We start from the raw sequence: 2204 nt of genomic DNA on the forward strand, positions 1-2204 counted from the left end.
CGCGTCGTTCAGCCTGCCTGTATGAGGGCGTCGAGTGCGACGCAGCCTTGTCCTTCGGGGAAGACGACGACCGGGTTGAGGTCGATCTCGGCGATTTCGGGGGTTCCGCGAACGACGGCGCCCAGCCTTTCGACGAGGCGCGCCAGGGCGCCGATGTCGAGCCGGGGCGAGCCGCGAAAGCCGGTCAGCAGCGGCGCACCCTTGAGCGCGAGCAGCTCCGCCTCGATCGCCTCTGCCGACAGGTCGGGCGTGATCAGGCGTACGTCCTTGTGCAGTTCGGCCTGTACCCCGCCGAACCCGATCAGGATGACCGGACCCCAGTCGGGATCGGTCTTGGCGCCCACGATCATCTCCACGCCGCGCTGACCCATCTTCTCGATCAGCACGCCGTCGAGCACGAGTGCGGGCGCATAGGCTGCGACATTGGCGTAGAGCCGGTCCCAGGCCTCGGCCAGACCGGCGTTGTCCATGACGTTCAGGATCACGCCGCCCGCATCGCTCTTGTGGCTGAGCGCGGCGGACTGCGCCTTCAGCGCAACCGGAAAGCCGATCTTCGCACAGACCGCGTTGGCCTCTTCAAGCGTGCTGGCAAAGCCGCCTTCGGGGAAGGGGATGCCGGCCGGTGCCAGCAGGTCCTTGGCCCGATATTCGGGGATCGTCCCGCTGGCCAGGGCGTCGAGCGCGACCGGCTCCATCGTCGAGCGCTGCGGGGCAGGGGCCATCGCCTCGCCATAACGGCGGATGGCGCGAAAGGCCCGGTCGGGCGAGGAGAAATAGGGCACGCCCAGTTCGCGCAGCCGCGCGATCCATTCGGCCGGAACCTCGGCCCCGTCGTCCATCCCGGCGAAGATGACGGGCCGGTCGGGGCGCAATTCCTCTATCGCGGATACGACCGCCGGGAACTTGCGTTTGCTGGTCGGCACGTCGGTCTGGATGATGGCGAAGACGACGCTGCCATATTGCGGATCGCGCAGGAGAGCCTCCAGCGCGCGCCTGTAGAGATCGGGATCGACCAGCGCCTGCGCGGTGAGGTCCATCGGGTTCGACACCGGAATGAAGTCGGGCATCGCCGCGCGCAGGGCCGTGCTGGCATCATCCGACGGGGCAGGCAGATCCAGCCCGATACCCTCGCACAAGTCGAGCGTCAGCGCCTTGAACGCGCCGCTTTCGGTCAGCACGGCGGCTGCGCCCGTCGGCGGGGCGGGAACGCGCGCGGCAAGGTCGAGCACGTCGCCCAGTTCCTCGAGGTTGTCGACCAGCACGACGCCCGCATCGCGAACCTTGGTCCGCATCAGGGTCCAGTCGCCCGCCATCGCGCCGGTATGGGTCGCCGCCGATTCGCGTGCGGCGGCGGACTTGCCGGGGTGGAGCAGGACGATTGGCTTGCCGATCTCGCGCGCCTTTGCCGCCAGTGTCAGGAAGCGGGCCGGATCGCGGAACTGTTCGACGATCATGCCCACGATCTGGGTGTCATCATCGTCCAGCATCTGTTCGAGATAGTCCTCGACCCCCGATGCCGCCTCGTTCCCCGTGGAGATCGAATAGGACAGGCCCAGATCCTTGGAGATCAGCGTCGTCGCCTCGACGATTGCCATCGCGCCCGATTGCGAGACCAGCGCGACGTTGCGCCCCGGACGGCGCGGGACGGGCGGGATCTCCACGAAAGTCAGCGCGATGCCATCGAGGAAATTGACGAGGCCGAGGCAGTTGGGCCCCTCGATGACCATGCCGGTCTCTCGCGAGATGCGGCCGATCTCGGCCTGGGCCTCGATCCCTTCCTCGCCCCCTTCGGCAAAGCCTGCCGAGAAGATGATCGCAGCCCCTGCCTTGCGCCGGGCCAGCGCGCGCACGCTGTCCAGCACGGCAGGCCCCGGAATGGCGAGGACCGCCACGTCGATCCCTTCGGGCAGGTCATCGATCGCGCTGACGCAGGGCCGCCCGTCGATCTCGGCCCGCCTGGGGTTCACGAGGTGGAGATCGCCTGCAAAGCCCAGGCGATCAAGATTGCGCATGACCGAATTGCCCAGCGCACCGGGCGTAGGCGATGCCCCGACGATCGCCACCGACCGCGGTTTCAGGAGGCGGGAAATATCGGCTCCCACCCTGTCGAGCGAGCCGGTTGCATCCTCGGTCATCGCCGCACCTCAGCCTTTCTGCTTCGACAGATCGTACGCGCCGAGGCCCGGCTTGTACGACTTCTCGTC

1 protein-coding gene is annotated in these 2204 nt (G+C 67.8%); it reads right to left on the minus strand.

Annotated features, from left to right (window positions below):
* Positions 1 to 8: 8 nt before the first annotated feature.
* Entirely contained in the window at positions 9 to 2135 is a 2127-nt protein-coding gene (locus FAX90_RS16465) for an acetate--CoA ligase family protein (protein ID WP_144098638.1), read from the minus strand.
* Positions 2136 to 2204: the final 69 nt, after the last annotated feature.

Source organism: Croceicoccus sediminis (genome assembly GCF_007570835.1).
In the GTDB taxonomy this organism is placed as follows: domain Bacteria; phylum Pseudomonadota; class Alphaproteobacteria; order Sphingomonadales; family Sphingomonadaceae; genus Croceicoccus; species Croceicoccus sediminis.